Source organism: Pseudomonas sp. efr-133-TYG-23, assembly GCF_030209215.1.
Classification (GTDB): Bacteria; Pseudomonadota; Gammaproteobacteria; order Pseudomonadales; family Pseudomonadaceae; genus Aquipseudomonas; species Aquipseudomonas rhodesiae.
The window spans coordinates 327861-353107 of the sequence record NZ_JARVSL010000027.1; the positions used below are offsets into that span (position 1 = coordinate 327861).

General features: G+C 61.5%; 28 protein-coding genes. 16 read left to right on the top strand and 12 right to left on the bottom strand.

The features are described from left to right. The first annotated feature begins 11 nt into the window (after positions 1-11). From QRN41_RS19360 to QRN41_RS19370, 3 genes are all read left to right on the top strand, one after another. Entirely contained in the window at positions 12-740 is a 729-nt protein-coding gene (locus tag QRN41_RS19360; protein WP_034096342.1) for a TPM domain-containing protein, read from the top strand. 31 nt (positions 741-771) lie between these two features. Next, positions 772-1389 (top strand): TPM domain-containing protein, encoded by a 618-nt coding sequence (locus QRN41_RS19365; protein ID WP_167416475.1) that lies wholly within the window; start codon positions 772-774, stop codon positions 1387-1389. Positions 1390-1823: 434 nt separating this feature from the next. After that, on the top strand, positions 1824-3050 hold the full coding sequence (locus QRN41_RS19370; protein ID WP_034137316.1) for a class I SAM-dependent methyltransferase: 1227 nt from the start codon (positions 1824-1826) through the stop codon (positions 3048-3050). On the opposite strand, the gene QRN41_RS19375 is transcribed toward QRN41_RS19370, so the two are convergent. From QRN41_RS19375 to QRN41_RS19390, 4 genes are all read right to left on the bottom strand, one after another. Next, positions 3047-3946 carry a DMT family transporter gene (locus QRN41_RS19375; protein WP_094064693.1) on the bottom strand — a complete coding sequence of 300 codons (900 nt, stop codon included), beginning with the start codon at positions 3944-3946 and terminating at the stop codon, positions 3047-3049. The genes QRN41_RS19370 and QRN41_RS19375 overlap by 4 nt on opposite strands. A gap of 102 nt (positions 3947-4048) precedes the next feature. Then, positions 4049-6604: a TonB-dependent receptor gene (locus QRN41_RS19380; RefSeq protein ID WP_285422012.1), complete on the bottom strand. Its 2556-nt coding sequence runs from the start codon at positions 6602-6604 to the stop codon at positions 4049-4051. A gap of 128 nt (positions 6605-6732) precedes the next feature. After that, positions 6733-7701: a FecR family protein gene (locus tag QRN41_RS19385; protein ID WP_278406966.1), complete on the bottom strand. Its 969-nt coding sequence runs from the start codon at positions 7699-7701 to the stop codon at positions 6733-6735. Continuing rightward, entirely contained in the window at positions 7698-8237 is a 540-nt protein-coding gene (locus tag QRN41_RS19390; RefSeq protein ID WP_094064690.1) for an RNA polymerase sigma factor, read from the bottom strand. Before QRN41_RS19390 ends, QRN41_RS19385 begins: the two co-directional genes overlap by 4 nt. 172 nt (positions 8238-8409) lie before the next feature. Here QRN41_RS19390 and QRN41_RS19395 point away from each other — a divergent pair, with 172 nt between their 5' ends. Continuing rightward, positions 8410-8742, top strand: coding sequence for a YegP family protein (locus QRN41_RS19395; protein WP_034096349.1), 333 nt, complete (start codon positions 8410-8412; stop codon positions 8740-8742). Between the two features lie 53 nt (positions 8743-8795). On the opposite strand, the gene QRN41_RS19400 is transcribed toward QRN41_RS19395, so the two are convergent. Together QRN41_RS19400 and QRN41_RS19405 are read right to left on the bottom strand one after the other, a co-directional pair. Continuing rightward, complete coding sequence (locus tag QRN41_RS19400; protein ID WP_094064689.1) at positions 8796-9674, bottom strand: dihydrodipicolinate synthase family protein; 879 nt, start codon at positions 9672-9674, stop codon at positions 8796-8798. A gap of 28 nt (positions 9675-9702) precedes the next feature. Beyond that, positions 9703-10485, bottom strand: coding sequence for an aldolase (locus QRN41_RS19405; RefSeq protein WP_034137321.1), 783 nt, complete (start codon positions 10483-10485; stop codon positions 9703-9705). A gap of 160 nt (positions 10486-10645) precedes the next feature. Between QRN41_RS19405 and QRN41_RS19410 the strand changes: the two genes are divergently transcribed. Continuing rightward, positions 10646-11173, top strand: a complete 528-nt coding sequence (locus QRN41_RS19410) for a helix-turn-helix domain-containing protein (RefSeq protein ID WP_123480494.1) — start codon at positions 10646-10648, stop codon at positions 11171-11173. 336 nt (positions 11174-11509) lie between these two features. Here the strand turns inward: QRN41_RS19410 and QRN41_RS19415 are convergent, their stop codons facing one another. Continuing rightward, on the bottom strand, positions 11510-12526 hold the full coding sequence (locus tag QRN41_RS19415) for a DUF4917 family protein (protein WP_167416481.1): 1017 nt from the start codon (positions 12524-12526) through the stop codon (positions 11510-11512). A 124-nt stretch (positions 12527-12650) separates the two neighbouring features. On the opposite strand from QRN41_RS19415, the gene yiaY reads away from it, so the two are divergent. The 6 genes from yiaY (at position 12651) to QRN41_RS19445 (ending at position 19159) form a co-directional block, all read left to right on the top strand. Then, a complete protein-coding gene (gene yiaY / locus QRN41_RS19420; protein WP_123480492.1) occupies positions 12651-13799 on the top strand; it encodes an L-threonine dehydrogenase in 1149 nt (382 codons plus the stop codon). Positions 13800-13909: 110 nt separating this feature from the next. Beyond that, the gene (locus QRN41_RS19425; protein ID WP_285422013.1) at positions 13910-14584 is read left to right on the top strand and encodes an NAD(P)H-binding protein; all 675 of its coding nucleotides are present in this window, start codon (positions 13910-13912) and stop codon (positions 14582-14584) included. Beyond that, positions 14584-15537, top strand: coding sequence for a LysR family transcriptional regulator (locus tag QRN41_RS19430; protein WP_285422014.1), 954 nt, complete (start codon positions 14584-14586; stop codon positions 15535-15537). Before QRN41_RS19425 ends, QRN41_RS19430 begins: the two co-directional genes overlap by 1 nt. Positions 15538-15639: 102 nt before the next feature. Then, complete coding sequence (locus QRN41_RS19435) at positions 15640-16833, top strand: CaiB/BaiF CoA transferase family protein (protein ID WP_094064684.1); 1194 nt, start codon at positions 15640-15642, stop codon at positions 16831-16833. After that, complete coding sequence (locus QRN41_RS19440) at positions 16830-17771, top strand: hydroxymethylglutaryl-CoA lyase (protein WP_034112370.1); 942 nt, start codon at positions 16830-16832, stop codon at positions 17769-17771. The genes QRN41_RS19435 and QRN41_RS19440 overlap by 4 nt, the downstream gene beginning before the upstream one ends. A gap of 59 nt (positions 17772-17830) precedes the next feature. After that, on the top strand, positions 17831-19159 hold the full coding sequence (locus tag QRN41_RS19445; protein ID WP_034137328.1) for an MFS transporter: 1329 nt from the start codon (positions 17831-17833) through the stop codon (positions 19157-19159). A 7-nt stretch (positions 19160-19166) separates the two neighbouring features. Here QRN41_RS19445 and QRN41_RS19450 read toward each other — a convergent pair whose 3' ends face one another. Further along, positions 19167-19652, bottom strand: coding sequence for a DMT family transporter (locus QRN41_RS19450; RefSeq protein WP_034137329.1), 486 nt, complete (start codon positions 19650-19652; stop codon positions 19167-19169). Between the two features lie 78 nt (positions 19653-19730). Here QRN41_RS19450 and QRN41_RS19455 point away from each other — a divergent pair, with 78 nt between their 5' ends. From QRN41_RS19455 to QRN41_RS19470, 4 genes are all read left to right on the top strand, one after another. Then, entirely contained in the window at positions 19731-20654 is a 924-nt protein-coding gene (locus QRN41_RS19455; protein ID WP_502941904.1) for a LysR substrate-binding domain-containing protein, read from the top strand. 52 nt (positions 20655-20706) lie between these two features. Next, positions 20707-21117 (top strand): fosfomycin resistance glutathione transferase, encoded by a 411-nt coding sequence (fos, locus tag QRN41_RS19460; RefSeq protein WP_285422016.1) that lies wholly within the window; start codon positions 20707-20709, stop codon positions 21115-21117. 49 nt (positions 21118-21166) lie between these two features. Then, the gene (locus QRN41_RS19465) at positions 21167-21808 is read left to right on the top strand and encodes a LysE family translocator (RefSeq protein ID WP_285422017.1); all 642 of its coding nucleotides are present in this window, start codon (positions 21167-21169) and stop codon (positions 21806-21808) included. A 118-nt stretch (positions 21809-21926) separates the two neighbouring features. Next, positions 21927-22454, top strand: a complete 528-nt coding sequence (locus QRN41_RS19470) for a DUF4142 domain-containing protein (protein WP_034137333.1) — start codon at positions 21927-21929, stop codon at positions 22452-22454. Positions 22455-22508: 54 nt separating this feature from the next. Here QRN41_RS19470 and QRN41_RS19475 read toward each other — a convergent pair whose 3' ends face one another. Beyond that, positions 22509-22934, bottom strand: coding sequence for a low affinity iron permease family protein (locus tag QRN41_RS19475; RefSeq protein ID WP_034096366.1), 426 nt, complete (start codon positions 22932-22934; stop codon positions 22509-22511). Between the two features lie 179 nt (positions 22935-23113). On the opposite strand from QRN41_RS19475, the gene QRN41_RS19480 reads away from it, so the two are divergent. Continuing rightward, a complete protein-coding gene (locus tag QRN41_RS19480) occupies positions 23114-23896 on the top strand; it encodes a GNAT family N-acetyltransferase (protein WP_285422018.1) in 783 nt (260 codons plus the stop codon). Here QRN41_RS19480 and QRN41_RS19485 read toward each other — a convergent pair whose 3' ends face one another. From QRN41_RS19485 to QRN41_RS19495, 3 genes are all read right to left on the bottom strand, one after another. After that, entirely contained in the window at positions 23897-24397 is a 501-nt protein-coding gene (locus QRN41_RS19485) for a methylated-DNA--[protein]-cysteine S-methyltransferase (RefSeq protein ID WP_285422019.1), read from the bottom strand. A gap of 101 nt (positions 24398-24498) precedes the next feature. Next, positions 24499-24840: a hypothetical protein gene (locus QRN41_RS19490; protein WP_342356310.1), complete on the bottom strand. Its 342-nt coding sequence runs from the start codon at positions 24838-24840 to the stop codon at positions 24499-24501. Positions 24841-24923: 83 nt separating this feature from the next. Continuing rightward, positions 24924-25229, bottom strand: coding sequence for a DUF6482 family protein (locus QRN41_RS19495; RefSeq protein ID WP_167416576.1), 306 nt, complete (start codon positions 25227-25229; stop codon positions 24924-24926). Positions 25230-25247: the final 18 nt, after the last annotated feature.

The window sequence follows — 25247 nt, forward strand, 5'->3', positions numbered from 1 at the left end:
CTGAGGTGTCGATGCGTTTATTAAGGATAGGCCTGGCGCTGTGGCTGTTGGCCTGCGTGGGCGTGGCCCAGGCGGCGTTGACCTTCCCGGCGCTGACCGGGCGGGTGGTGGATAACGCCCAAATGATCGACCCGGCGGTGCGCGCGCAGTTGACCCAGCAGTTGCAGGCGCTGGAGCAGAAGAGCGGCGATCAGATCGTGGTGGTTACCGTACCCGACTTGCAAGGCGTGCCGATCGAGGACTTCGGTTATCAATTGGGGCGCCAGTGGGGCATCGGCCAGAAGGGCAAGGACAACGGCGCGCTGTTGATCGTCGCCCGCGATGAGCGCAAGTTGCGCATCGAAGTCGGCTACGGCCTGGAAGGTGTACTGACCGATGCGCAGTCCTGGGTGATCATCAATCAGGTGATCGCGCCCAAGTTCAAGGCCGGCCAGTACAGCCAGGGCATCAGCGACGGCGTGGCCGCGATGATCCAAGTGGTCGGCGGTGAACCGCTGGCGGTGCCCGCCCATGTGGCGGATGGCAACTTTGCCAAGGATAATCCGCGGCTCTCCATTGGCCTGTTCGTGTTGCTGATCGGCGTGTTGTGGCTGTGCAATCGCTTGGGCCTGCCGGTGGGCGCGATCCTGTTGGCGATCCTCAGCAGCAGCGGACGCGGCGGTGGCGGCGGCGGAGGGGGCGGTGGTTTCCGGGGCGGCGGCGGTGGCTTCGGCGGCGGCGGGGCCTCGGGCGGATGGTAATGACAATAACGAGAAAAGAGCATCTACAACCATGGCACTACTGAGTGAACACGAACAACGCCAGGTCGCTGAAGCGATCGCCCGGGTCGAGCAGCAGACCGAAGCCGAGCTGGTGACGGTGCTGGCCGCCCGTGCCGATGACTACGCGTACATCCCGTTGTTGTGGGCCAGCCTGATCGCCCTGGTGGTGCCGGGCGTGGTGCATTACCTGTCCGGCTACCTGACCATGTACACCTTGCTGTTGGCGCAGTGGGCGACGTTCATTGTGCTGTGCCTGGTGTTTCGCTTGCCCAAAGTCACTACGCGCCTGATCCCACGCTCGGTGCGGCATTGGCGCGCGTCCAACCTGGCGCGTCGGCAGTTTCTGGAGCAGAACCTGCACCACACAGTGGGCAGTACCGGGGTGCTGATTTTTGTCAGCGAGGCCGAGCGCTACGTGGAAATCCTGGTGGATGAAGGCATTTCCAAGCGCCTGGACGACAGCCGTTGGGACGCCATCGTCCAAGCCTTCACCCAGCAGGTCAAACAAGGCCAGACCCTGGCCGGGTTCATTGCCTGCATCGAGGCCTGTGGCGAGTTGCTCAAGGTGCATGTGCCGGTGACCCAGGCGCGCAATGAACTGCCCAATCGCCTGGTGGTACTTGAGTAGCCCAAACACCGCGATCAAAAAGCGTGGGGGCTTGCCACCGATGGCGGCGTGTCAGCTGGCTCATCCATTACTGAGCCGGCCTGATCGGGGGCAAGCCCCCTCCCACATGGCGCTGTGCTGAGTGAGCGAATTGTGTTGCAAAGGCCAGGTTTGCAGCAGTCCAGCGCCACCCCCAACACCAAGCCCGGCACAGATAAAACTGTGGGAGGGGGCTTTACTGAGTGAGCGAATTGTGTTGCAAAGGCTAGGTTTGCAGCAGTCCAGCGCCACCCCCGACACCAAGCCCGGCACAGATAAAATTGTGGGGGATTGTCCCCTCCCACATTTAGCCCCAGCAGTGTTCAAGTGCAGTACCGTTGATCAAATAACTCCGTGCCCTGAGCCTCCATCCCCCCTAAAATGCCCGGCATTCCCAGCCCGAGGCGTTTTTGTTCATGTCCGTCACCGCTCAACCCGCCCGCCCTGCGCCGGATCATCACGCCCAGTTCATCGAACTGCTCGGCGAAAGCCTCGCGCACAATGCCTTTATCAAGCTGGTGCTGGCCAAGTACGTCGGTGACGAAGCCGAACTGCAACGGCTGATCATCAAACCGGTGACCGTCAAAGAGCAGGCGTGCCTGTCCTTTGTGTACCGCTACAAAACCCGCGACATCACCAAGAACCTGCCCCTAGCCGAAGGCGTCGCGGCCATTGCCGCACTGTTGCCGACGTCGTTCAAGAACGCGCACTTGCTGGCGCTGACCGACGAAGCCCAGCTGGAATACAGCAAGAAGAACAAAAGTTCGCTGTTCAAGAGCAAGCCGCAGCAACTGCGTGAGGCGCCGTCGGCCGAGCATAACCGCGAAAAAAATCGCTTTCTCGACCTGAGCCGGCCGTTTCTGGCCGACCTGGGCGTGACCGATGCCAAGCAGGCGCTGATCCCATCGATGTCGCGCAAGTGGAAGCAGATCAACAAATTCATCGAGGTGTTCAGCCATGCGCTGACCTCGTCGCCGCTGAAACTCGATCAGCCGGTGCGGGTCGCCGATTTCGGTTCGGGCAAGGGCTACCTGACGTTTGCCATCCACGATTACCTGCGCAATACCCTCAACGCTGAAGCCCAGGTCACCGGCGTCGAACTGCGCGAAGACATGGTGACCCTATGCAACAGCGCCGCTGCACGCCTGGAACATCCCGGGCTGGTGTTCAAATGCGGCGATGTGCGCAGCGTGGCGCCCAGCGAGCTGGACGTGATGATCGCGCTGCACGCCTGCGACATCGCCACCGACTACGCGATCCACACCGGCATCCGTTCCGGCGCATCGATCATCATGTGCTCGCCGTGCTGCCATAAGCAGATCCGCCTGCAGATCCAGAGCCCGGCGCTGCTCAAGCCGATGCTGCAATACGGTCTGCACCTGGGCCAGCAGGCGGAAATGGTCACCGACAGTCTGCGTGCGCTGTTCCTCGAAGCCTGTGGTTACGAGACCAAAGTGTTCGAGTTCATCTCGCTGGAACACACCAACAAGAACAAGATGATCCTGGCGGTCAAACGCGCCGAGCCGGTGGATAACGCCTCGTTACTGGAGAAAATCCAGGCCCTCAAGGCGTACTACCACATCACCGAACACTGCCTGGAAACCCTGCTGCGCGCGGATGGTTACCTGGGCACCCGCCGTTAAACTGCGCTGGGCTTGGGAGCTGGCGCAGGCTGCACCGCTGTCTTGCGCCCCAGCATCACCGTCACGATCACCCCGCAGGCGAACACCCACGTGATCGGCTCGATCTGTTCGCCGAAGAACAGCGCCGAGAACGCAATGGTGAAGAAGATCTGCAGCAGTTGAATCTGGCTGACCCGTGCGATGCCGCCCATGGCCAGCCCGGCGTACCAGGCGAAGAAACCGAGGAACTGCGAGAACAGCGACACATAGCCGAACGCCCACCAGGTGCGCGCCGAGATCGCGCCCTGATGCTGCGCCGCCAGGTACCACACCGGGCCGATCAGCAACGGTGTCGACAGCACCAATGCCCAGCAGATCACCTGCCAGCCGCCCATCTCCTTGGCCAATCGGCCGCCTTCGGCATATCCCAGGCCGCCCACGGCAATGGCGCCGAGCATCAGCAGGTCGCCGGCTTGAATACTGCCGGCGCCGGTAATCAGCGCATAACTGAGCACTAGCCCACTGCCCAGCGCCGCGCAGGCCCAGAAGGCTTTGGACGGCCGTTCATGGGACAGCCACGCCGCATACAGCGCCACGCACAAGGGTTGCAAGCCGTTGACCAGCGCACCGTGGGACGCCGGTAAGGTTTGCATGGCCCAGGCCGACAACACCGGAAAACCCAGGATCACCCCGGCGATCACCAGGCCCAGGCCGCGCACTTGACGCCAAGTGGGCCAACGCTCGCGGCGCCACAGCAACAGCGCTGCCGCCGGCACCGCAGCGAATAACGCGCGGCCCAGGCCGTTGAGCAACGGGTGCATGTCCTGCACCACGATGCGGGTGAAGGGCAGGGTCAGGCTGAAGATGATGACGCCCAGCAGGCCGAGGGCCATACCGGTGTTTTCGCGCGAACTCATAAGGGGGGCCGGAATCAAGAGGGCTTCATGGAATGCCCATCTAGCCACAACCCCCGCCGATCAAGGGCCTACAGCTGCGTGCGGATTTATCCGTACAGTTGTTCAGAAAAAACGCGTGACGCTGATCTTCGCATCGCGGCCCTTGGTGTAGGCCCGGTCGCCGCTCAGGGCCGGGCGGTAGTTATTGTTGAACATATTGTCGAGGGTGAAGTTGACTTCGGTGCCCTTGAGGTAAGCCTGCTGCGGTTTCCATTTGGCGAACAGGCCCTGGGTGTTGTAGCGCTTGTTGTTGTATTGGTCGTAAAAGGTATCGCCGACGCTGCTGCCGGGGCCGCCGGAGTATTTGTCGCTGGGCAGGCGGTCGGTGGCGCCGATGAACTGGCCCATCCATCCCACTTGGGCATCCCACGCCGGAATATGGGTGCCGAGCACCAGTACCCATTTGGTCGGCGGGATGTCCCGCGCCGATACGTTCGGCCCCCAAGGGTTGGTGTAGGCGCCTTCATGCTGGCCGGTGGTGTAGGCGTAGGACACCGAACCGAACAGGTACGTGGAGTTATAGAACGATTCCACCTCGAAACCCTTGATGGTCACGCCGCCGATATTGCGGTAGTTGGACATCGGCCCCGGCGGGCAGGCCGTGGAAATCGTGCCGCCATTGATTGCCTGGTTCTGGCAGCCGACGCCGGTGGCCTTGAAGATTTCGTCTTCGACTTTGTTGTGGAACAGCGTGGTACGCACTTGCAGACTGTCGTCCTGGGCGATCAGGTTATCGAAACTGGTGATGTTGCCCACGGTGATCGACGTGATGCGTTCCGGGTCCAGATCGACGCTGGTGGCGGTGCGACTGCCCACGCCCTGCACTTCATATTGTTCGTCGATCACCGGGGCGCGCCAGGTCTGACTCCAGTTGGCGAACAGCCCGACCTGCGGGGTGACGGTCCAGAACAGCGCCAGACGGGGCGACCAGCCGGTGTAGGTGCGGTCGCTGTAGTCATGGCCGACTGCCGGGTTGGGGTTGCTGTAGTACGGCGCATCGTTGGCCTCGCCACGGTTGCGCACATGGTCGTAGCGCAAGGACGGAGTGACCGTCACGTCGCCAAGGGTTACCGCATCCTGAATGAAGAAACTGTTGGTATCGACCTTGCCGTGAGGCATGAAGCCCGGCTGGAAATGCCCGTAGTTGTAGCGCGGCGTGTTGTAGGTGGCGCCAGGCATCCACATCTCGGTTTCCCGCGTGTGTTTGCGGATCTGCGTGCCGACGGTGACCGCGTGCTGCAGCGGCCCGGTGTCGAACAGGCTGACGTTGCGAATGTCGAGGTTTTTGTCGGTGTAGGCGGTGTCCATCCGGCGCCCGCCGCTGGCCAGTTGGAAAAACGCCGTGGCGGTGCGCTCGTCGGTTTGCTCGGTGTCGGACTGCGAATATTTGACGGTCAGATCCACCAGCGGGTTATCCAGGGGCTGGTATTCGTACTTGCCGGACCAAGTGGTGTCGACCGTATCGCGGTTGGCCAGGAAACGCTTCAACGCGCCTTCGTAGCCGTAGCGGTCGATATTGGCCTGGGTCGGTGGCGTGGGGTAGCTGGCGGCGGAAAACGGCGTCCAGCGATCGCTGTGGGAACGCGAGTAGGACAGGCCCACGCTGTGTTCATCGGTGAAGTGCGCATTGACCTTGAACAACTGCCCATCGACGTTCTGCGCAGAGTTGGGCAGGCGCTGGGGGTTGATCGGGTACTGGTTATTTTCGTTGGGCAACTTGCCGGCAACCTTCATGTCGTCGCCATCGCGCTTGGTCAGGTAGGCCAGGGCGTCGAAACGACCGTCGTCGGTGCGACCGAACACGGCACTGCTGTAGACCTGCTCGTGGTCGTTACTGGAGTAACCGTACTTGAGCATCGCGCCGCTGTTGCGGCCGTCTTGCAGCAAGTCCGGGGCGTCCTTGGTGGTCATGTTGACCGTGCCGCCAAAGCCGCCGTTACCAGTGAAGGGCGAGTTGGGGCCTTTCTCTACTTCGATGCTCTTGATCAACTCAGGCTCGATAAACACCGTGCCCTGTTGGTAGCGTTCGAAGCCGCTCTTGGTGGCGCCGTCGACGGTGAGCGGCACGTCTTCGGCATCGCCGAAACCGCGAATGTTGATGGTCTGGCCACCGGGTTTGAGCGAGCCACCCTGGCTGACCCCGGGCAGCGTTTGCAGCAGGCTGGGAATGTTATTGGCTTGGTAGCGCTCGATATCCGCCTGGCTCAAGGTGGAGCGGCCGACGGTGCTGGAGTCGACTTCATTGCCGGTGCCGATCACGCTCAGGGCTTCCAGCTGGATGGCGCCGCTGGTGGTGGTCCTGGCCTCTTCGGGTTTGACCACGTAAGTGCTGCCGACTTTGATCAGGATGAACTCGCCATTGGACAGCAAGTTGCGGATTGCCGTCTCTGCGCTGTAGTCACCGTTGAGTGCCGGCGCCTGCACGTTCTTGAGCTGGGCCTCGTCGAACAGCAACTGGATTTTCGTCTGCTGCGCCACTTGGCTCAGGGACGCGGCCAACGGCTGGGCGGGCAGGTGCAGGGTGAACGATTCGGCCTGGGCGCCGAGGCTGAATGCCACGCAGGTGACGGCAAGGGTCGGTCGAAACAACGGCAGAGCAAGGCAAGGCGCGCGAAACATGAAATCCCCCAGGGTGGCTAAATGGCCAAAAAGGCGTGCGTATCAAACGCAGACGGGAGGAAGACGGGGCTGCGGAAAAAATCCACACATGCGAATGCAAAATATTCTCAAGTATGGCGCTCGGCGGGTTAACGGTTCGGTTCGATCCTGATCGCGCCGTCGGCCAGCACCACGGTTTTCACCGGCAGCAGCGCGGGAAGGGCGTTGAGTAGCGCATCGGGGTCATTCACATCCAGGTTGCCCGATACCTTCAACTGCGCCACCGCCTGACTGACCTGCAACGGTGCCTGAGGGCGGTACAGGCTCACTTCGTCGATCAGGCTGGCCAGCTCGCGATTGCGAAACGCCAGGTGCCCGCTGCGCCAATCCGCCACCGTTTCGTCGGTGAGGGAGGATTGCACCAGCGTGCCTTTGGCGTAGTTGTAACCGGCGCGTTGCTGCGCCCCGAGCATGGCGACCGGGCTTTTGGCCGTGGGTTCGAACGCGACCTGACCGTGGGCAACGCTGACCACCAGTTGTTGCGGGCTGCGGCGCACATCGAAACCGGTGCCGACCACCCGCACGCGGGCTTCCCCCGCCTGCACGAACAATGGCCGTTCCTTGTCGGCGGCCACTTCGATATACAGCTGGCCCTGATCCAAGTGCACGATGCGCTGGTGGGCGCTGAAGTCCACGCGCAGGCGGGTGTTAGCGTTCACGTACAGCGTGCTGCCATCCGGCAGGTTCAGGGTGCGCGTGCCTTTGGCTTGGGCCGCCACCTGGGTGTGATACAGCTCGCGGGGCGCGCCGAGGTGCGTCGCCATCACCGCGCACAACACGGCAGCGGCCACCGCCAGCGCCGGACGCCACGGGGACGATTTACGGGGCGCCAGCGCCACGGGTTTGTTCAGTTGCTGCAATTGGGCCAGGTCGGCCCACAATTGTTCGAACTCGGCATAAGCACGGGCATGTGCTGGCACCGCGTACCAGGCCGCGAAGGCCTTGCGGTCGGCACGGCCGGTGTCCTCACGGTTGCGTGCAAACCAACTGGCGGCTTGGGCATCGATGGAATCGCTGGCTTCGATATCCAGGCTGTCGGTGTCGCTCAGGCGGTTCATTCTGGCTGCTCCGTGCCGGGGTCGTGTTGAAGGCGTCGCTTGCAATGCAGCAGGGCAAAGGCAATGTGCTTTTCCACCATGCTGGTCGAAATGCCCATGCGCTCAGCGATCTGCGCCTGGCTCAGGCCTTCGAAGCGGTGCAGCATAAGGGCTTCTCGTCGGCGGGGCGAGAGTTCGGCGAGGACTTCTTTCAACTGTTCCAGGCGTTGCAGGCGCAGGGCGGCGGCCATGGGTTCGTTTTGCTCGTCGGTGAGTGGCTCGCAGGGCTTGTCGGCTTGTTCGCCATGCACGCTCTGGCGCACCTTTTGTTTGCGCCAGTGGTCACGCAGCAGGTTGCGCGCCATCTGGAACAGAAACGCCCGAGGCTGCTCGACCTTGGCTCGGTCGCGGTAATCCAGCCATTGGGTGAACACGTCCTGAGTCATGTCCGCCGCGTCGCTGACGTTGTCGGTGCGCTTGCGCAGGAAATGCAGAATGTCTGCATAAAACCCGCGAAAGGCATCGGCCGACAGCGGGTCGGGCTTGGGACGAGACATGGATATCCTTCTTGACGACGTAGGCTGTGAAAAACGTCGCGAATGATATCGAGAACTATTGTCATTTGTCTCCAGGTAAATACCGGACGCCTGTTCAGGCTGGCAATACGGGGTGCTTAGCCTTTAATCCTACGAGCTGGTAAACGAAATCCCACTTCGAAGGAACACAATCATGGCTGGATGGTATGAGTTGAGTAAAAGCAGCAACGGGCAGTTTCGTTTTGTGCTGAAGGCGGCGAACGCAGAAACCATTTTGACCAGCGAGCTTTACGCCACCCGCAGCGCTGCAGAAAACGGCATCGCTTCCGTGCAGACCAACAGCCCGCATGACGAGCGCTATGAGCGAAAACTGGCCCAGAACGGTAAGCCGTACTTCAACCTTAAGGCGGCCAATCACCAAGTGATTGGCACCAGTGAGCAGTACTCTTCAGAAGCGGCGCGGGACCAGGGTATTGCCAGCGTCAAGAGTAATGGCCCAAGCACCACGATCAAGGACAAGACCTGACGTTGCAGAGGTATAGCCAACGCCCCGGCTCATAGGAACCGGGGCGTTTTGATTCAAACGGCTTCCAGCAAGCCCTTGAGTTGATTGCGTGCGTTATCGCCCAGCGGGAACACCGGTAACCGCGGGTCTCCCACCTCCAAACCGGTCAAGCCCAAGCCCGCCTTGATCGTCGCCGGCAGCCCGCCCTTGAGGATGAAGTCCAGCAACGGCAACTGTTGATAGAACAGGGCCTGCGCCTGGCTCAGGTCATTGGCCAGCACCGCGTCATACAACGCCAGGTTCAGCGCTGGGATCAGGTTCGGCGCCGCCGTGCACCAGCCCTTGGCGCCGGCCACGAAGGCTTCCAGCGCCAGTGGGTTGCAGCCGTTGTAGAACGGCACATCGCTGCGACGGCGCAGTTGGTGCATGCGCTGGATATCGCCGGTGCTCTCCTTGACCATGGTCACGTTGTCGACCTGTTCCACGATACGCAGGATCAAGTCCACCGACATGTCCGTACCGCTGGTGGCCGGGTTGTTGTAGAGCATGATGGGCACGCCGATGCTGGCACCGATCGCGGCGTAGTGGGCGAGGATTTCGGCTTCGCTGAGTTTCCAGTAGGAGGCAGGCAGCACCATCACGACGTCGGCGCCATGGGCTTCGGCGTAGCGCGCGCGGCGCACGGCTTTGGCGGTGGTCAGGTCGGACACGCTGACGATGGTCGGCACGCGTTTGCCGACTTTTTCCAGGCTGTAGGCGCTGACTTCGTCCCACTCGGCGTCGCTCAGATACGCGCCTTCTCCGGTGCTGCCCAAGGGCGCGATGGCATGCACACCGCCGGCGATCAAGCGGTCGATGGAGCGGCCGAGCGCGTCGAAGTCGATGCGTTGCCCATCGGCACTGAACGGGGTGATGGTGTAGCCGATGATGCCGTGAATGTTGAGGCTGGACATGGGAATTCTCCGGTCAAAAAGGGGGGCTTCAGTTCAGGCAATCGACGTGCTGGCGCAGGGTCTGCCGTGCGTAGTAGTTGAACGCGGCGCCGTGGCGCTTGGGTTTGGAGATCCAGTCATGGGCCTCGCGCCCCAGTTCCGGCAAGATCGGTTGGATCGTCCCGGCCGCCATTGCCAGCAACTGCAACTTGGCCGCGCGTTCGATCAACTGCGCTATCACGCAGGCCTCCTCGATGGCTGCCCCGGTCGACAACTGGCCGTGGTGCGAGAGCAGAATCGCGCGCTTGTCCCCCAGGGCCGTGGTGATGATTGCCCCTTCCTCATTGCCCACCGGCACACCCGGCCAGGTTTGCAGGAATGCGCAGTCGTCGTACAGCGGGCAGAGGTCCATGTGCGAGACCTGCAACGGCACTTCCAGCATCGACAGCGCGGCAACATGGGTAGGGTGGGTGTGGATGATGCAATTCACATCCGGGCGGCCACGGTATACCCAGGTGTGAAAGCGGTTGGCCGGGTTGGGAATGCCGTGGCCTTCCAGCACTTCCAGGTCTTCGTTGACCAGCAGTAGGTTGCTGGCGGTGATCTCGTCAAACCCCAGGCCTAACGGCTGGGTGTAATAGGTGCCTGGCATTGGCCCGCGTGCGGTGATCTGCCCGGCCAGGCCGGAGTCGTGGCCATGGTCGAACAGGATGCGACACGTGAGCGCCAGCTTTTGCCGGTCGGTCCACGTATTATCCGCCAGGGTGTTTTGCATCTGGGTCAGTGCATGCTTGACCAGTTGGTCTTTGGGGAGCGCTAATGTCTTGGCCATATCGGTGTCCTTTGAGGGTTGCAATGGACGTCGGATTTGCTGGTCTCCCGCTGCTCGCAAGGTCGTTGGGTGAACGCAAATGACACTAAAGATGCTATATGACACAAAGTGTCATTGGCAAGCACGGCTCATCGTTTCCTGCATGGATTAATCGCAGCGCATGTCTATCCGTTTGAAATTATTGAGAAAAAAACTTGGCGTTACGTTGGAGACCCTGGCGGAAAAGTCCGGGATGACCAAAAGTTACCTGTCCAAGGTGGAGCGCGGGCTCAACACGCCGTCCATCGCCGCCGCGCTGAAATTGGCCAAGGCCCTCAACGTGAACGTCGAGGAGTTGTTCAGCGAGGAACGCGCAAGTCTCGACAGCTACAGCCTGGTGCGCAGCCATGAGCGCCCTGACACGTCACCGGGCTATGCCGTGCTTGCCCACCAGGTCAGCGAACGCAGCCTGTTGCCCTTTATCATCTACCCGCCCGCGGAGTTCTCCGACAAGACCTTCAAGGAACACGTGGGGGAAGAGTTTCTGTTCGTGCACGAAGGCCAGGTGGAAGTGGATTTCATGAACGAACGCGTGACCCTCGAGCGCGGCGATGCGCTGCATTTCAACGCGCAGAAGCCGCACCGCATCCGCTCGGTGGGGCCGGTGCAGGCGCAGCTGTTGGTGGTGGTTCACAGTACTGATGAGTGAGGTTCTTGCAGTAAGCAGGGCTGTCCCGCGCTGGACCGCGAAATGGCTCCCAAGCCAAGCGCCCGCCAGGTAACCACGTTGTCTGGAGTGGGGCTGCTCCACAGCCCAGCGCAGGGCAAGCCTGCTCGTCACAGCGTACGCATCAGCCTTTGAGATGTGTGTAGAGACCTGTGTCAGCCAGCTCATGGGTAACTGACACGCCGCTATCGGAGGCATGGGTATCTACATCTCTTCGCTGAAAACATCACCAGAAAAATGCGGTTTTAGTGGTGAGCAGGCTTGCCCTGCGCGAGGCAAGCCCGTTCACCACAGCGCTATAGAGCCGCTTTAGGATATCTATGTCTCCACGGGGACCGACAACGCCGGATTACCCAATGCGTGAGTGCGCGCCGCAAAGAACTTCAGCGCGACTCCAGTGCCGTCGAACAACTGCGAATACCGGCGCTTCTGCTGACGAATGAACCCCTCACTGCGCCCCGACACCGAGATCGCCAATGTGCTGGGGCGAGCGTGGCGAATCGCGTCCACCAGGTGGCTGTCCTGCGTGCCCAACTCGTGGCCGAAGACGCACAACGCACCCTGATGGTTGAGCAGTTGCGCGTAACAGTACGACAGGTAATCCGAACTGCGGATGGTCTTGAGCTTCTCCTGAACGCTACCTTCGCTGACGAACAGCGGCACATCGTCCAGGGTCTTGAGGGTGTTGTTGATCGCGAAACTGCTGAGCAGGGTGCTGTCGGTACTCGGCAGTTTGCGCGCGGTGCCGTCGAGGTTGCGCACCAGATGCAGGCCGCCATGCAGGTAGAGAATACGCGTGGCGTCGGTGCGGGTGTCACGTAGATCGAAGCAAGCTTCGGCGCCGCGAAACAGGTCATCGATGCCCGGGGCGTGCAGGATCGCCCAATAGTTGAGCAAGTCGTAATTGCTGGTGAACACCGTGGAGTAGCGAGCCAGCTCGCCATTGATCGCCGCCAGGGTCGAGGGCTGCACCAGGCGCCATGGGATATGCACGGCGTGGATGGTATTGATCAGCGCTTCCTTGATCGCGTAATAGCGATTGCGTGGCGCAGCTGAGCTGACTGCCAGCGCTTTGTTGACCCGGCTGGTGGTTTTCAACGCGCCCAGGGCTTGCTCGAAGCTGCGGGTCTGTAACGCATCAAACACACTGAGTTCGGAGGCGCTCAAGGGTTTTTCTTCGACGGTGCGGGCGTTTTCGAACAGTGAGTCGTAGGCAAAGTCTTCCCAGATCGCCCGGCTGGCGCCGTTGCCGATCAGTATCGCGCTGAAGTCGTGGGTGCTACGCAGCGCGCTCCAGTCTTCAAGGTGGGCGTCAATATCCTGGAAATCCTTCATTGCGGCGGGTCTACTCGAAATCGGCTGGGCGGTGACTTTATCACGAGCCGGCGTTGATCTTGATCAAGGTGCGCCAGGCGGCTGAGGTTGATGCTGTACCTATAACGTCATCCGAGGATTCGCCATGAGCAGCACTTTCTTTATTCCCGCCGTCAACATCATGGGCACCGATTGCCTCGACGAAGCCATGAATGCCATTCGCAACTATGGTTTTCGCAAGGCCCTGATCGTCACCGACGCAGGGCTTGCCAAGGCCGGCGTGGCCGCGATGATCGCCGAGAAACTGGCGATGCAGGACATCGACTCGGTGATCTACGACGGCGCCAAACCCAACCCCAATGTGGAAAACGTCGAGAAAGGCCTGGCGCTGTTGCAGCACAGCGCCTGTGACTTTGTGGTGTCCCTGGGCGGCGGCTCGCCCCATGACTGCGCCAAGGGCATTGCACTGTGCGCCACCAACGGTGGGCATATCGGCGACTACGAAGGTGTCGACCGATCCAGCAAACCGCAACTGCCGCTGGTGGCCATCAACACCACCGCCGGCACCGCCAGCGAAATGACCCGGTTCTGCATCATCACCGACGAAACCCGCCACGTGAAAATGGCCATTGTCGACCGTAACGTCACGCCGCTGCTGTCGGTCAACGACCCATCGCTGATGGTCGGCATGCCCAAGGGCCTCACTGCCGCCACCGGCATGGACGCCCTGACCCACGCCATCGAAGCCTACGTGTCCACTGCCGCCACGCCGATCACCGACGCTTGCGCGATCAAGGCCATTGAACTGATCAGCGCCAACCTGCGCCTGGCCGTACGTGACGGCAGCGACAAAGTTGCGCGGGAGAACATGGCCTACGCGCAGTTCCTCGCCGGCATGGCCTTCAACAACGCGTCCCTGGGCTTCGTGCACGCCATGGCGCACCAGTTGGGCGGTTTCTACGATCTGCCCCACGGCGTGTGCAACGCGGTATTGCTGCCTCACGTACAAAGCTTCAACGCCAGCGTCAGCGCCAAACGCCTGAGCGACGTCGGCCGCGCCCTGGGCGCCAATACCCAAGGCGCCAGTGACGAAGAGGGCGCCCAACTCGCCATCGCCGCCATCCGCAGCCTGGCCCACGACGTGGAAATCCCCGCCGGCCTGCGCGAACTGGGCGCCAAGTTGCAGGACATTCCCCTGCTGGCCACCAACGCACTCAAGGACGCCTGCGGGCTGACCAACCCACGTCGGGCCGATCAGCGTCAGATTGAGGAGATCTTTCGCAGCGCGTTTTGAGAGGGGTAGGCGTAAGCCGCAAGCGTTAAGCTATAAGTTGCCAAGGTGTGATACTTACACTGCGATCACTATGTGGTTTATAGCTTGCGGCTTAACGCTGAGGTCCCCTTATGAGAGTTCTGTTATTCGGCGCCACTGGCATGGTCGGCCAGGGCGTGTTGCACGAGTGCCTGCTGGCGGCGGATGTGCAGGAGGTCGTCGCGGTTGGCCGTACGCCGCTGCCTCAGGTGCATGGCAAGCTGCATCAGGTGTTGCACGCCGATATGCTGGATTTCCAGCCGTTGGAAAATCTGTTGCAAGGCTTCGATGCGTGTTTCTTCTGCCTGGGTGTTTCTTCGGCGGGCATGAGTGAAGCGCGCTACACCCATCTGACTTACGACCTGACCCTCGTCGCCGCCAGTACCCTGGCGCGGCTCAATCCGCAGATGACGTTTATCTACGTGTCCGGCGCCGGCACTGACAGTACCGAGATGGGCAAGTCGATGTGGGCGCGGGTCAAGGGCAAGACCGAGAATGCTTTGCTGCGCTTGCCGTTCAAGGCGGTCTACCTGTTCCGCCCCGGGGTCATTCAGCCGTTGCATGGCGTGCGTTCCAAAACGCCGCTGTATCAGGCGTTCTACAGGCTGTTCGGGCCGTTGCTTTCGCTGGTGCGTCGGATAAAACCCGAATGGGTAGTGAGCACCGAGTCGGTCGGGCGTGGGATGCTGGCGGCGGTGCGCCATGGCGCGCCGCAGGCAGTAGTGGAACAGGCCCAGATCCAGCGTCTGGCCAGCGAGCGTGTGTGATGTTGCACAAGAGCCTGGTGCGGCGCCTGGACCTGATCACCCTGCAGCTATTCGTCGCGGTGTTCGAAGAGGGCACGCTGACCCGCGCCGCCACCCGTGAAGCCATCGCAGTGTCCGCCGCCAGCAAACGCTTGATGGAATTGGAGCAGGTGCTCGGAGTCAGTCTGTTTGTGCGCCGGGCCAAAGGCATGGAGCTGACGGCAGCCGGCGAGACCCTGCTTCACCATGCGCGCAGGATGCTGTTCAACGTCGAAAAAATGGGCCTGGAGCTGGGCGAACACAGCCATGGTGTGCGCGGTTATGTGCGGATGCTGGCCAATCTGTCCGCGATCATTCAGTTCCTGCCCGAAGACCTGCGGGATTTTTCCGAGCTGCACCCTGAAGTCAAAACCGATCTGGAAGAGCGCCCCAGCAACGGCGTAGTGCAAGGTGTACTGGACGGGGTGGCGGACCTGGGGATCTGCTCCTGCGACACCGACACCAAGGGCCTGCCCAGCGTGACCTATCGCCACGACAAACTGGTGGTGCTGATGCCGGCCGATCATCCGCTCACGGCCCGGCCGGCCCTGGCGTTCGCCGACACCCTGGGCAGCGATCACATCGGCCTGCACGCCGCCAGCTCGATCAACATGCGCACCCATGCCGCCGCGCGCGAGGCTGGCCAGATGCTGCGCCTGCGCATTCATGTGCCGGGGTTCGATGCGATGTGTCGCATGGTCCAGGCCAAGATGGGCATCGGCATCCTGCCGCGCAAAGCCTATGAGCTGTTCGGCCGCCCGCTGGGCCTGCACGCCGTGGCGCTGACGGACGCCTGGTCGGACCGCAGTCTGATCCTGGTCGTACGCGATGAAACACAGTTGTCGCCTGTCAGCCGTTTACTGTTCGACTACCTGAGTCTCTCAGTGCCTTCCCTGGAGCGGCCTGACAGCCTGGTCCTACGGAAAAATCCCTGAGCGTTCGCGTTTAACGAACGCTCCTTGCCAACTGACGGTTGGATTTCTCCCGCAGCGGTCCTCTAGCCTTGGTCACTATTCCAAGAATAAGAGGGACTCCCGATGACGGCTCCACTAAGCGGAATCAAGGTGATCGAGATCGGCACGCTGATCGCAGCGCCGTTTGCCGCACGGCTGATGGCAGAATTTGGCGCCGATGTGATCAAGATCGAATCCATGGGGCAGGGCGATCCGCTTCGCAAATGGCGAAAGCTGCACGAGGGCACTTCGCTGTGGTGGTACCTGCAATCGCGCAACAAGAAGTCTCTGGCCCTGGACCTCAAGTCCAGTGAAGGCCTGGACCTGATCATGCAACTGCTCGGCGATGCCGACGTCCTGATCGAAAACCTGCGCCCCGGCGGCCTGGAAAAACTCGGCCTGGGCTGGGAGGTGCTGCACGCGCTGAACCCTAAGCTGACCCTGGTGCGCATCTCCGGCTACGGCCAGACCGGGCCGTACCGTGATCGTCCGGGCTTTGGTGCCATCGGCGAGGCCATGGGCGGCATTCGCTACACCACCGGCAACCCGGAATCGCCTCCGGCGCGGGTCGGGGTAAGCCTCGGCGATTCCCTGGCCTCGTTGCATGGAGTGATTGGCGCGTTGATGTCGTTGCTGCGGGTCAAGACCGGCCAGGGCGAGGGGCAGATCGTCGATGTGTCCCTGGCTGAAAGCGTGTTCAACGTGATGGAAAGCCTGGTGCCGGAATACGACATGCTCGGCCATGTGCGCGAGCGCAGCGGCGGTGCGTTGCCTGGCATCGCGCCATCTAATACCTACCCGACCGCCGACGGTGCCTACGTGGTGATCGCCGGCAACAGCGACCCGATCTACAGGCGTCTGATGCACGCCATCGGCCGCGCCGACCTGGCCGACGCGCCCGAACTTGCTCACAACGACGGCCGCGCCGCCCAAAGCGCCGTGCTGGACGCGGCCATCACCCACTGGACCAGCAGCCAGCCCATCGACCGCGTGCTCAGCGCCCTGGAGGCTGCCGAAGTGCCGGCCGGTCGCATTTATTCAGTGGCGGATATCGTCAGTGACCCGCACTACCAGGCCCGCGACATGCTGCTCGATGCCCAGTTGCCCGGCGGTGTGTCGGTGAAGATGCCAGGCATCGTGCCCAAGCTCTCGCAAACCCCCGGCGGCGTGAATTGGCAGGGGCCCGCGCTGGGTCAGCACACCGACGAAATCCTCGGCAACCTGGGCTTGGGTGGTCCTGATATCCAACGCTTGAGAGCTTCGGGGGTGGTGCAATGATCCAGCGTTATGACGACCCGTTGATCGTGCAGGAGGTGTCGCCGCGCGATGGCCTGCAGATCGAGCCGACTTGGGTCGAGACCGCCGATAAGATTGCCTTGATCGATCAGTTGTCCCTCGCCGGTTTTTCCCGCATCGAAGCCGGCTCGTTCGTGTCGCCCAAGGCCATCCCGGCGCTGCGCGACGGCGAGCAGGTGTTCCAGGGCATCGAACGTCGGCCGGGGGTGATCTACGTGGCGCTGATCCCCAACCTCAAGGGGGCTCAGCGTGCTATCGAATCCCGCGCCGATGAATTGAACCTGGTGATGTCCGCCAGCCAAACCCACAACCTGGCCAATATGCGCATGCGCTGCGAAGCGTCCTTGGCAGCGTTCGCCGATGTCGCGCGGTTCGCCGCCGAGCATCCGGTACGTCTAAACGGCAGCATCGCCACCACCTTTGGATGCCCGTTCGAAGGCAAGATCGACGAAGACCGGGTGCTGCAGATTGTCGAGGCGTACCAGGCGCTGGGTATCCAGGGCATCAGCCTGGCCGACACCACCGGCATGGCCAACCCGCGTCAGGTGACGCGCCTGGTCAAACGCGTGTTGCAGCGGGTTTCTGCGCGGGATCTGACCCTGCATTTTCATAACACCCGCGGCCTGGGCCTGTGCAATGTGCTGGCGGCCTATGACGCTGGCGCGCGTCGCTTCGATGCGGCGCTCGGCGGCTTGGGCGGCTGCCCGTTTGCGCCGGGGGCGTCGGGCAATATCTGCACTGAAGATTTGGTCAACCTGTGTGATGAAGTGGGCATTCACACCGGTATCGACCTGCCGCACCTGTTGCAGTTGTCCCGGCGCTTGCCGGCGCTGCTGGGTCACGAATTGCCCGGCCAGGTGGTCAAGGCTGGGCGTAATTGCGACCTGCATCCACCACCGGCGTACACCGCCGCGTTGTAACGCAACACCAGACAACAAAAACAATCGGACGCCGTAGAGCGATCCGCTGGGAGAAAACAATGAGCACCAATACAGTAGAGACCGGCGCGCGCCCGGTCGGTGATGTCGATCCGGTCAAAGCGGTGGTTCACAAGGTTGCGTGGCGCCTGATGCCGCTGATCATGGTGTGCTACCTGTTCGCCTTTTTCGATCGCATCAATATCAGCTTCGCCAAGTTCCAGCTGCAGGCCGACCTGGGCCTGAGTAACACCGCCTACGGTCTGGGCGCGGGGCTGTTCGTGATCGGCTACGTGATCTTCGAGGTGCCGAGCAACATGATGCTGTACCGGGTCGGCGCGCGCCGCTGGATCGCGCGGATCATGGTGTCCTGGGGCCTGGCCACGGCGGCCATGGTGTTCGTCACGGCCGAGTGGCAGTTCTACGCCCTGCGCTTTCTGATCGGGGCGATGGAGGCCGGGTTTGCCCCTGGCGTGCTGTATTACCTGACCTTGTGGTTTCCCCAGGACTTCCGTGGGCGTATCACCTCGATGCTGTTTCTCGCCTCGGCGTTTTCCGGGCTGGTAGGCGCGCCGTTCTCCGGCCTGGTGCTGGAGCATATGGACGGCGTGCTGCAAATGCGCGGCTGGCACTGGCTGTTCCTGCTCGGCGGTCTGCCGTGCGTGGGGCTGGCGTGGATGGTACTCACCCAATTCAAGGACCGCATTGAGGATGCGCCCTGGCTCAGCGCCGAAGAGAAAACCCTGCTGGCCAGCCGCATCGCGGTGCACGAAGTGCACAAGAAAGGCTCGCTGCTGCAAGCCTTGCGGATTCCCGGGTTCCTGATGTTGGGACTGATCTACTTCCTGATCCAGGTGGCGTCCTACGGCCTCAACTTCTGGGCGCCGCAATTGATCCGCAGCGCGGGTATCGAAAGCGCTGTGGTGATCGGTCTGCTGACCGCCATTCCGTATATCTGCGGGGCTATCACCATGGTGGTGGTGGGGCGTTGGTCGGATGCCACCGGCGAGCGGCGCAAGTTCGTTAGCGGCTTGGTGGTCATGGGCGCGGTCGGGTTTTTCTGCGCGGGCATCTTCGATGATCAGCAGGTGTTTCTGATTATTGCGTTGGGCCTTTTGGGCGCCGGCATCATTGCCTCGATCCCGACGTTCTGGACCTTACCGCCCAAATTGTTGGCCGGTGCCGGGGCGGGCGCGGCGGGCGGGATTGCGCTGATCAACACGCTGGGGCAACTGGGTGGGATCGTCAGCCCGGTGATGGTGGGACGCATCAAGGACATCACCGGCAGCACCACGCCGGCGCTGTATGTGATCGGCGTGTGTGCGTTGATCGCCGCTGCGTTGCTGATGTGGGGCCTGCCGCAGAAAATGCGCACGTCCGACAAGCGCTGACGCGGGTTCACGCGGACGCCAGCGCTTTGGCTGGCGCGCCGCCGAACTGAATCAACGCCACACCCCCCATCAGCAACAACGCCCCGACCACCCGGGGCGTTGTCAGCTGACGCTCTGCCAGACCGAACAGGCCGAAGTGGTCGAGCATCAGCGAGGCCAGCATCTGCCCGGCCAACGCCAGCGCGACAAACCCCGACGCGCCCAATTTGGGCAGCAGCATCAGCGCCAGGGAAATAAAACACACGCCAAAGGCACCACCGGCCCACATCCACAGGGGCGCCTGGGTGATAAAGGCCAGGCTGGGCAACGGTAGGCGCAGCGCCAATATCACCGGCAGCAGCACCCCAATGCTCACCAGCAGCGAGGCCAGCGTGGCCCACAGCGGGTGGCCGAGGCCGCGCCCGAGGTTGGCGTTGATCGCGCTCTGAAATGGCACCACCGCGCCGGCGATCACGGCCAGCACTATCAGCCCAAGCCAATGCAAAGGGGTCATCTCGAATCTCCTGAATGGTTTCGCTGGACTCTAGGCTATTCGTCACGCAAATTTAAATTCCAAGTTCTTATGATGAGCATGCAGCTGATGAATGATCTGCGTCGCATCGACCTCAATCTGCTGGTGATCCTCGACGCGTTGCTCACTGAGCAGCACGTCACCCGCGCCGCCGAGCGCCTGCACCTGAGCCAGCCGGCGGTCAGCCATGCGCTGGCGCGTTTGCGCGATGTACTGGATGACCCGTTGCTGGTGCGCCAAGGCGGCACACTGGTGCCCACGGCCCGGGCCCTTGAGCTGGCTACGCCGCTGGCCGAAGCCTTGGCACAGGTGCAGGCGCTGCTGGCACCGAATCAATTTGACCCAGCATCGGCCAAGCGCCGGTTTCGCGTGGCGATGTCGGACTACAGCGCGGCGATTTTCCTACCGAGCCTGGTGCGTACTTTGCGCCGCGAAGCGCCCGGTATCGACCTGCAAATCGTGCAAACCAGCCGCGAAGGCATGGTCGACGGCATACTCAACGGCGACCTCGACCTGGCTGCCGGTGTGTTCCCCGACATCCCTGGCGAACTGCGCACCACGGCGCTGTTCGATGAGCACTACACCTGCCTGATCGATCGCGACAGCCTGTCGGATAACGCCACGCTCGACCTGCCCACTTACCTGGCACGCCCCCACGTGCTGCTGGAAATGCGCGGCAGCGGCACCCCGGAAATCGAGCGGGCGCTGAGGGCGATCCGCCAGCGCCGACATGTGGCGATCAGCCTGCCGCACTGGGGCGTGGCGCCCCAGTTGATCCTGGGCACGGACCTGATCCTGACGGTGTCCGCCCGTGGCGTGCAGAACGTTGATCATCGGCAATTGCTCACTCTGCCACCGCCGTTCGCTATTCCATCGTTTGCCTTCGAACTGGCCTGGCATGCGCGGCGGGGTGGGGATACGGGGCTGCAATGGCTGATTGGGCGTATACAAGCGGTGGTGGGTCGAGATCCGCTCGTTTCATAATCTGCGCTCGCACTGTTGGATCTTGCTCAAGCTATTGCGCCGAGGAAATATCATGCTTTCTGGCTTCAACCACCTGACTCTGGCCGTCACCGACGTGCCGCGCAGCGTCAATTTCTACCATGATGTGCTGGGGCTTGAGCTTGACGCCACGTGGGATAATGGCGCGTATTTATCATTGCCGGGGTTGTGGTTGTGCCTGTCCCTCGACAGCTCATGCGGGTCGGAGCCGGCTGCGGACTACACGCATTACGCGTTCTCGGCTGAGCCTCAGGGGTTCACCACGCTGGTTGAACGTCTGCGTACCGCCGGTGTGCAGGAATGGCGCGATAACCGCAGCGAGGGCGCCTCGTTCTATTTTCTCGACCCTGACGGCCATAAGCTCGAAGTCCACGTCGGCGATCTGGCGTCGCGCCTGCGAGCCTGTCGCACGCGGCCTTATACCGGCATGACGTTTTACCCGTAAGGCCGGAACGTGCAAAATCCTTGCACCCTTCACTGATCAGAGTCGCGCCATGACCCCTTCCTTGCTGCTCGCTGTGCTTGCTTCGGGTTTTATCTACGGGATTACCCCTGGCCCCGGTGTACTGGCCGTGTTCGGCATCGGTGCCGCCCGTGGTCGGCGGGCCGGGGCGGGGTTTTTGTGCGGGCATTTGCTGGGTGACGTGGTGTGGTGCAGCACTGCGTTGATTGCCATCGTCGGTGCGCGGGAGGTGGGCAGCAGCGCCTTCGATGTGCTGGGCGTGCTCAGCGGTGCGTATCTGTTCTGGCTGGGCTGGCGCGCGATTCGCACCCAGCGTCGCAGCAGCGATGCTCCCGAGGGCGCGGCGCGGCATCCGTTCTGGCACGGCATTCTGTTCGGCTTGACCAACCCCAAGGCCTACCCGGTGGCGGTGGCCACCTTTACTGCGTTGTTGTCCAGCCGTGCCGAGCTGCTGACCTGGTCGATGCTGCCGTGGTTGATCGTGTTGAGTTTTATCGGCGGGTTGCTGGCTTATGGGATTCTGGTCGGCGTGGTCGGCGCTCACGGGGTGCGCACCCTGTACCAACGCCATGAAATCCTTATCACCCGTCTCTGTGGCGTGATGTTTATCGGCTTTGCCATTAATGCACTGGCCCATGCCTTGCCCGGCTTGTTTGGCAGCAAAACGGCCTGACGAGCCGATGACCGTTCGTCGCACTGGTAAGTTTTTTCTAAACCTTTACTCCTGTGAAAATTCGAATTCAGGGCAGGGCCTGTGCCCCGCCCTAATTTTTGCTCTGGAGGAACCCATCATGAGCCGCATGGCTATCCGGTTACGCACCGCCAGTTTCGCGATGCTGCTGGGCCTCGGCGCCAGCAGTGCTTTCGCCCAGTCGCCTGCCGAATTCATCGAGAAGGCGTCGGCCAAGGGCATGGCCGATATCGAAACCAGTCGCATGGCCCACGCCAAAACCTCGTCCCAGGAAATCAAGGACTACACCATCGAAGTCATCAACGAGCGCACCCTGGCCAATCAGCACCTGGCGGCGATTGCCAAGAAGCTCGATCTGCCTGTGGCCCCGCGTGAACAGATCGTGGATAAAGCCGAGACCTTGATGCCCGAACTCAAGGACGGCGACTCTTTCGATGCCGCCTACACGGCCCAGCAGGTCAAGGAGAACGAAGAGGCCATCGCGCTGTTCAAGCAAGAAGGTGCCGCCTCGGATGTACCGGAAATAAAAGCGCTGGTGGATGAAACGTTGCCACGCTTGGAAGAGCGTCTGCAAAAGGCCCGCGCGCTGGCCTCGACCTATGGCAAAGGTCATCAAGGCGATGGTTGAAATATAAGCCTGAACCGAAAAACGGCGGCTGGATCACATCCGGCCGCCGTTTTTTTACGCCTGATTCAGGTCGGTTTTACTCGGCGCCGCATCATCTGCGGCGTGCCCGCAGCTGCTGTTGAGATTCATCGAGGCCGTTTTGCCGATGCTGCGGTATTCCTGGCGCAGTTTTTCCAGCTCTTTGCGGTCAAGGCCGTCCAGGCTCAGTACGGCATTCTGTGCATCCTTGGTCACCCGCAGCAGTTCGTCGATCTTGATGTGCAGGATGTCGTTATCGCGGTTTTGCGTGTTCTGAATCAGGAACACCATCAGGAACGTGATGATGGTGGTCGATGTGTTGATGATCAGTTGCCAGGTGTCGTTGTAATGAAAATACGGCCCGCTCAGGCTCCATAGGCCGATCAACGCGACCGCCGCGTAGAACGTGCGCGCGCTGCCCGCCCAGCGAGACAGAGATTGGGAGACTGCAGAGAATTTCATGACCGGTTTCCTTAAAAAATACAGATGATGAAATTCAGACCGCAGCTGCGCTCTAAAATTTATTTTTACAATTTTGCGATTGAATGCAGCGGAATACTTGTCCGACACGTTTTCGGAGTGGGCCTACGGTTCCCCGCTGCCAGGCACTCAAGACTGGGCTTTTCCACCGGATATGTCCCATGCACCTCGATGCCCCTTGTGACCTGCACACACTCTATCGCCGCACCGAAGATTATTTTTTTGCGCTGTTATGCCTGCTGCATCGGCGCTTCAGTGCCGATACCTGCGCCTATTTCACCGCGCAAAAATCAAGCCCGTTTAACGTCATGTTTATCCGTGTCGGTAGCCACACGCCGGATGACGCAATGGAGGCCGTCCTGGACCTGATGCGCCATACCTCGCTGGAAATCCGTGCGGTGCTTCACGAGCAAAAGGTTGCGGCTCTTTACGAGGTGCTTACGAGCCTGGGTTTTCATGCGGCTGAAACGACGACCGCGATGGTTTTGCGACTGTCGGACTTTGTATCGTTGCCAAGTGAGCGCGCAGAGCAAGTGGGGCTGACCCGGGATTTGAATGAATGGATCGTTCCGGTGGGCAATGCGTTTTCGCTGGCGCCCGAGGTGGCGGCGCATTATCAGGCGCGGCATCAGCAAGCTCTGGATACGGAGCAAGCCCTTTATCACTTCAGCTTGTCCACCGAAGGGCAGATCCGCTGTTCGTTGACGTTATCCATGTGCGAAGGCGAGGCTCGGCTTAGCGATGTGGCCACCCTGGCGGATGTTCGGGGAAAAGGGTATGGCACTCGATTGATTCAGGCGGCCCTGCTTCACGCCGCGAGTCTGGGGGCTCAACGATGCTTTCTGGAGGCTACAGCGAGTGGCATTTCGGTCTATCGAAAGCTGGGGTTCAAACCGTTATACAACTGCCAGGCCTTTGTCCGAGGGCCCATCTTGCCCGCTTGATCAGAAGCTCATTGTTGTCTGGCCGCGATCCTCAAGGGCCAACAGATACTGCTTGGCCTCCAGCCCGCCGGCAAACCCGGTCAAACCGCCTGACGCACCGATGACGCGATGGCAGGGGGCGATGATCGAAATGGGGTTTCGGCCGTTGGCCGCGCCCACTGCGCGTACCGCGCTTGGGTTGCCGATTTGCTGGGCGATCTGGCTGTAGCTGCGGGTTTCGCCGAAAGGGATGGTCAACAGCGCCCGCCACACCTGCTTCTGGAAGTCGGTGCCGGTGAACTCCAGTTCCAGCTCGAACCTATCGCGCTGGCCCGCGAAGTATTCCGTCAACTGGCGCTCGGTTTCCAACAGCACCGGGTTGTCGTCAGCAGCGCGTAACTCGCCGAGTCGAACCCGATTGGCGCGTTCGGTTTCCCACAAAATGGCACTGAGCTTGTCGTGGCGGGCCACCAGGGTGAGCTGGCCGACGGGGGAGGGCATGAACATGTAGTCGTAGGACATAGGCGAACTCCTGGGAGGGCGACAGTTTAACGGCGCATCCCAACAGTAGCGCCAGCAGACTAAGCAGGCACTACGTTTCTTGCGCTCGAATTTGCGCCACTCTAGAAATTCCAATACACCCAGTTGGAGTAATAGGGGGCTACGTACCACCAGGCGATCAGAAACGGCACCTTCACTATCGTCGGTTGCCCTACGGCAAACAGCGAGAGGGTATTAAGCACAGTGACGACCAGCGCAAACAGGCTGACGCGCCGGCTGGCGTGGCGTCTGGCAAATCCTACGCCGTACATCGACCCCGCAAGGGAGGCCAACACCAGTAGCAGCCCAAATGGCACCGGCAACCTCAGGAACGATACCAGCAAGGGCAGCACCACCACCCAGCCCACCACCTGATGCAGGATGGGCCTGGGCGTGGTTTGTGGGTATTCAGGCATGGCGGTCATCTTGCTTCCGGGGGCATGGGTCGCATCATCCTTACCGGAATCTTTCAGCGCATCCAGATTTTTCCGAATGTGAGTGACCGCTGCTAGAAGGTCGCCTCCAGGGAAAACGGCACGCGCAACGCTTCGATGGGCCCATCGCGTACCCCGCACATTTCGTCATGGGCGCACTGTTGCACCAGCACGCAGGGGAAGGGTGCCACGCCTTGCAGCAGGTCGCGCAAGTGTGTGGTGGAGCGGATACGCAAAGGCTGGCCGTCCTCGCCCAACAACGTCATTTCGCCGTGAACCAACCTGATGCGTGCCACATAGAAACCGCCCTCCAGCGACAGCAATTCCAGTTCGCGGACTTCGCCTTTTGCAGCCACATCCGCCAGCATTTGCATATTCATCATTCATCCCCACGCCTG